The sequence below is a fragment of the Streptomyces sp. UH6 genome (assembly GCF_013421635.1).
In the GTDB taxonomy this organism is placed as follows: Bacteria; Actinomycetota; Actinomycetes; order Streptomycetales; family Streptomycetaceae; genus Streptomyces; species Streptomyces abyssomicinicus.
The window spans coordinates 1-5,102 of sequence record NZ_JACADT010000375.1 but is presented as its reverse complement, the minus strand read 5'-3'; the positions used below and the strand labels follow the sequence as shown (position 1 = coordinate 5,102).

At 73.9% G+C, this 5,102-nt stretch carries 3 protein-coding genes; 1 reads left to right on the top strand and 2 read right to left on the bottom strand.

The window, feature by feature from the left end:
• The coding region (gene ggt, locus HW445_RS17950) for a gamma-glutamyltransferase (RefSeq protein ID WP_374939666.1) at nucleotides 1-1,671 on the bottom strand (1,671 nt) is incomplete at its 3' end.
• Between the two features lie 764 nt (nucleotides 1,672-2,435).
• On the opposite strand from ggt, the gene HW445_RS17945 reads away from it, so the two are divergent.
• Entirely contained in the window at nucleotides 2,436-3,377 is a 942-nt protein-coding gene (locus HW445_RS17945; RefSeq protein WP_180222017.1) for a LuxR C-terminal-related transcriptional regulator, read from the top strand.
• Nucleotides 3,378-3,418: 41 nt separating this feature from the next.
• Here HW445_RS17945 and HW445_RS17940 read toward each other — a convergent pair.
• Nucleotides 3,419-5,102: ABC transporter ATP-binding protein (locus HW445_RS17940; RefSeq protein WP_180222016.1), on the bottom strand; the 1,684-nt coding region annotated here is incomplete at its 5' end.

Below are 5,102 nucleotides of genomic sequence, written 5' to 3'. Positions count from 1 at the left end.
GGTGGCGGCGCCGATCTCCGGGTTGCGGCTGAACACGTGGCCGAGGGCCTCGAGCCGGCCGCGCAACGCGCTGTCGTACAGGCCGGGTTCCAGTTCGGTGCGGGCCGCGTTGCGCTGGCTGGCGCGGGGCGCGGCGATGGCGTCGACCAGCGGCAGGCCCCGGTCGACCACGCCGGTGAGGGTCTGCAGCACGGTGGTGATGATGGTCGCGCCGCCCGGTGAGCCGAGCGCCAGCACCGGCCTGCCCTTGCCGTCGAGCACGATCGTCGGGGACATCGAGGACCGCGGCCGCTTCCCGGGACCGGGCAGGTTCGGGTCGTGGACAGCCGGGTTGGCGGGGGCGAAGGAGAAGTCGGTCAGCTCGTTGTTGAGCAGGAAGCCGCGGCCCGGGACGGTGATGCCGCTGCCGCCGGTCTGCTCGATGGTGAGCGTGTAGGCGACGACGTTGCCCCACTTGTCGGCGACCGTCAGGTGGGTGGTGCTCTCCCCCTCGTAGGTGGTCGGCGCCGCCTCGCCGCCGGCCGCGCAGGCCTGCGGATCACGCGGGTCGCCGGGGGCGACGGGGCTGGTGAGCACCGCGTCGTCCTTGATCAGGCAGGCGCGGGAGTCCGCGAACTCCTGGGAGAGCAGTTCCTCGGTGGGCACGTCCTCGAAGGCCGGGTCGCCGACCCAGCGGCCGCGGTCGGCGAAGGCGATGCGGCTCGCCTCGACGAAGCGGTGCAGGTACTGCTCCTCGGTCGCCCTGGAGAGGTCGGTGCCCTCCAGAATGTTGAGGGCCTCGCCGACGGTGGTGCCGCCGGAGGACGACGGGGCCATGCCGTAGACCTTCAGGCCCCGGTAGCGGACCTCGGTGGGCGCCTGCGCCGTGACCCGGTACCGCGCGAGGTCACGCGCGGTCAGGTCGCCGGGCCGTGCCCGGTGGTCCGAACCGGGGTCGACCGGCGGGTGGTTGACCGTCTCGACGATGTCCTCGGCGATCGGTCCCCGGTACATGACCCCGGCGCCCTCCCGGGCCATCCGGGCGTAGGTGCGGGCCAGGTCCGGGTTCTTCAGCGTCGAGCCGACCACGGGGAGCTGTCCGCCGGGGAGGAACAGGTCCACGGTGTCGGGGAAGTTGCGGAACCGCGCCTCGTTGGCGGCGGTCTGCGCGCGGAAGGTCTCGTCGACGGTGAAGCCGTCGCGGGCCAGCCGTTCGGCGGGCGCCAGCACGGATCCGAGCCGCTTGCTGCCCCACTTGTCCAGGACGGTCTGCCAGGTGGCGGGGGTGCCGGGGGTGCCGACGCTCAGGCCGCTGGTGACGGCCTCGGCGAACGGGACCGGCTTGCCGTCCTCGAGGAACAGGTCGCTGCCGGCGCTCAGCGGAGCGGTCTCGCGGCCGTCGACGGTCTGCACGGTTCGCGTCCGCGCGTCGTAGTGGACGAAGTAGCCGCCTCCGCCGACACCGGCCGAGTAGGGCTCGGTGACGCCGAGGGCGGCGGCGGTGGCGACGGCCGCGTCGACCGCGTTGCCGCCCTTCCTCAGGATCTCCAGCCCGGCCGCGGTCGCGTCCGCGTCGACGCTGGAGACGGCCCCGCCGTACCCGGTGGCGACCGGCGTTTTGACGGGGGTGCCGCCGGGGCGGTCGGCCGGTGAGCCCTGCGCCGGCGCGGCGACGGTGAGGGTGGAGAGCAGGGCGGCCGAGACGGCCAGGACCGCCGGCCTCGTCGCCCGGCGCCCTGCCGGCGCCCGGGTCGTGTTCCGTGTGACGGGCAGGGGTGTGGCGGAATGACGCACCTTTACCTCCGGTCATCGGTAATCGCCGCAGCCTAGCCCAAATTGCCGTGCACATTTCAGAGGCGCGCTCGAACGCGGAGGCGGGTGTCGGCCGGGAGTTCACCAAGTTCACCGCAGGACGACTGGAGCTTCGGCGGAGGGACGGACGAGCGGGGCCGCAGCGCGCGAGGGGTCACGCCGACGGTTCCGGACATCCTCATGGACGGCGGCGCTCCGCATGGCGGGACGCCCGTCCGGCCCGCCGCCCGTCCGTCTTTTCCGCCGCGTCGGGCCGGTGACCAGTGGGCGCGGCCCGGGCGGTGCGGTCCGGGCCTTCGCGAGCGCGTTCCCGCCCGTATCGGGAAAACGCTTACTACGTTCCCCGAAGGTCCGTTTCGCGCGGGTGCGGACGGCGTGGCCGGAATGAATCACCGGCCCGTGAGGCGTCCTTGTCGGCCGTTGATGATCATGTGAAGGTTCGTAAGGTTTTCGGCCATGCCGGGTCAGGACGGCCATCGCGGCCACCAGGAGGGAGGCACACCTGGCCGACGGCCGGCACCGCGGACGCGGAGCCCGTGGCCCCCTCGTCAGGCCGCCGACGTCCCGCCCGCAGCCGCCTCCGGACTCCTCACCGGCACCCACCCGAGCCGACGCCGCCCGCACCGCAGTGGAGAAGGAGATTCATGGACGCCACCGCTCTAGCGTCATCCGCATCCGACGTCCTGCGGGACGCCCTGTCCGGCAGGGTCCTGACGCTCCTGCAGGACCATACACCCCTTCAGCAGTTGGTGTCCCTGGGCCTCCTCCGCAGGACCCCGGGCGGCTTCGTCCCGGTCGCCGAGCGCATCGCGCACCACGCGGTCGCCGACGCGCTCTCCCACGACCTGGAGGAACGGGCGCTCGCCATCCTCTCGCTGGTGCGCTCGCAGCCCGACCCGCCGGGGCCGGCGACCGTGTCCTCCCAGGCCGTGCTGCGCGAGATCGCCCGGGCGCGGCGGGACGTGCTTGTCGCGCTGCCGGGCGCCATCCCCCCGGACCACTACCTGCAGAGCCTGGCGGAGGTCAGCAGGGCCGTCCTGGCCCGGCGCGCCCGGGTGAAGGTCCTCTGCCAGCACCCGGCCCGTTACAACGAGTCGGTCAAGAGCTTCGTCCGGCGTATCGACGCCCCGGGCGGGGAGATCCGCACGCTCGACGACTTCTTCAACCAGCTCGTGGTGGTCGACGGCTCGACCGCCTTCCTGCTGACGCCCGATCTCCGGACGAGGAGCACCGTGGTCACCGACCCGGTGACCGTCTCCTTCCTGGTGGACCTGTACGAGCGCCACTGGACCCGCGCGGCGGGCCACCCCTTCCGTCCGACCCACGCGGCTCGCGCCGCCGGGGACGTCAGCACGCCGTTCCGGAAGGCGCTGATCCAGATGCTGATCGACGGGCACCCGGACAAGCACATCTCCAAGAAGCTGGGGCTCTCGCAGCGCAGCACGGCGGAACACGTGGCCCGTCTGAAGGCCGAGCTGGGAGCGAAGAACCGCACGGAGATGGGCTACCTGCTCGCCAAGAGGGAGCTGGGGGCGTCCTTCCCGCCCGCCGAGGCGCTCGGTCCTCCCGTGCGGCTTCCGGCCTGAGGGGACCCGCCGGCGGGCGCCGCCGCCCGCCGGTGGCCGGTTCACCGGCCGTGCCAGGACCGCCAGAGGGCGGCGTAGGTGCCGCCCTCCGCGATCAGCTGGTCGTGTCCGCCGTACTCGGTGATGCGGCCGTCCTCGACGACGGCGACGAGGTCGGCGTCGCGGGCGGTGTTCAGGCGGTGGGCGATGGCGACCACGGTCCTGCCCTCCAGCACCGCGGCGAGCGAGCGCTCCAGCTCCCGGGCGGCCTGCGGGTCGAGCAGCGACGTGGCCTCGTCGAGGACGAGGGTGTGCGGGTCGGCCAGGACGAGGCGGGCGAGGGCGATCTGCTGGGCCCGGGCCGGGGCGGGGGTGAGACCGCCGGCGCCGAGTTCGGTGTCCAGTCCCCGCGGCAGGGCGCGCGCCCAGTCCGCCGCGTCCACGGCGTCGAGCGCGTCCCACAGGGCGTCGTCCGCCGCCGCGGGGCGGGCGAGCAGGAGGTTGTCGCGCAGGGTGCCGACGAACAGGTGGTGTTCCTGACTGACCGACACCACGTGTTCCCTGATCCGCTCGGCCGGCATCTCCGCCAGCCGGGCGCCGCCGAGCGTGACCTCGCCCGTCCTCGGGGTGTGGATGCCCGCCAGCAGCCGGCCCAGGGTCGACTTGCCGGCCCCCGAGGGGCCCACCAGCGCGACGCGTGTGCCGGGCCGGATCCGCAGCGACACCTCGTGCAGTACGTCCCCGCCCGGCGTGTAGCCGAAGCGGACCCGTTCGGCGGCCATCTCCCGTCCGCGGGGCACCGGGCCGCCGGGGCCCCGGCCCGCCTCGATCTCGTGGACCCCGGTCAGCCGGGCGAGCGACACCTGGGCGACCTGGAGGTCCGCGTACCAGCGCAGGATCAGGTCGACGGGGTTGACCAGCATCTGTACCAGCAGTGCCCCGGTGGTCAGTTCGCCGACGGTGAGCCGGCCCCGCAGGGTCAGCCAGCCGCCGACCAGCAGGACGAGGGTGAGCAGCAGGGTGTGGGTGGCGTGGACCGCGAGGAAGAACACGGTGCGCAGCCACATCGTGTACCGCTGCCAGCCCGTCCAGACCCGCAGGTGCCCGTCGGACCGTGCCACCCGGCGGCTTCCGAGCCGGTGGGCCTCGATGGTCCGGCCGGCGTCGATCGACTCCGCCAGCGTGCCGCACACGGCGGCGTATCCCGCGGTCTCCGAGCGGTAGGCGCCGGGCGCCAGGCGGAAGTACCACCGGCAGGCGACCAGCAGCAGCGGGAGGACGAGCAGCGTCACCAGCGCGAACACCGGTGACGTCACCGCGAGTCCGCCGAGCAGCAGACCGGCCCACATCACCGAGATGACCAGCTGGGGCACGGCCTCGCGCAGGGCGCCGGACAGCCGGTCGACGTCGGTGGTGACCCGGGACAGCAGCTCCCCGGTGCCGGCGCCCTCCAGCACCTCCGGGGGCAGTCCCACCGCGCGCACCAGGAAGTCCTCGCGCAGTTCGGCCAGCATGCGCTCCCCGAGGACCGCTCCCCGCAGGCGCACCTGCCAGGTGAACAGCCCCTGGACCGCCACCGCGGCCAGGAACCCGCCGACGGTGGCCGCGAGGTCCACCTCGCGCCCCGCCGCGACGGACCCGACCGTGCGGCCGAGCAGGAAGGGACCGGCCATGGAGGCGCCGACGGCCACCGCGTTCACGGCGACCAGCAGGGCGAACTCCCTCCGGTGGCGCCGCAGCAGCGTG

Coding starts and splice junctions, on each gene's coding strand:
- HW445_RS17945 (WP_180222017.1), top strand. CDS start 2,436: ATGGACGCCACCGCTCTAGCGTCATCCGCATCCGACGTCCTGCGGGAC.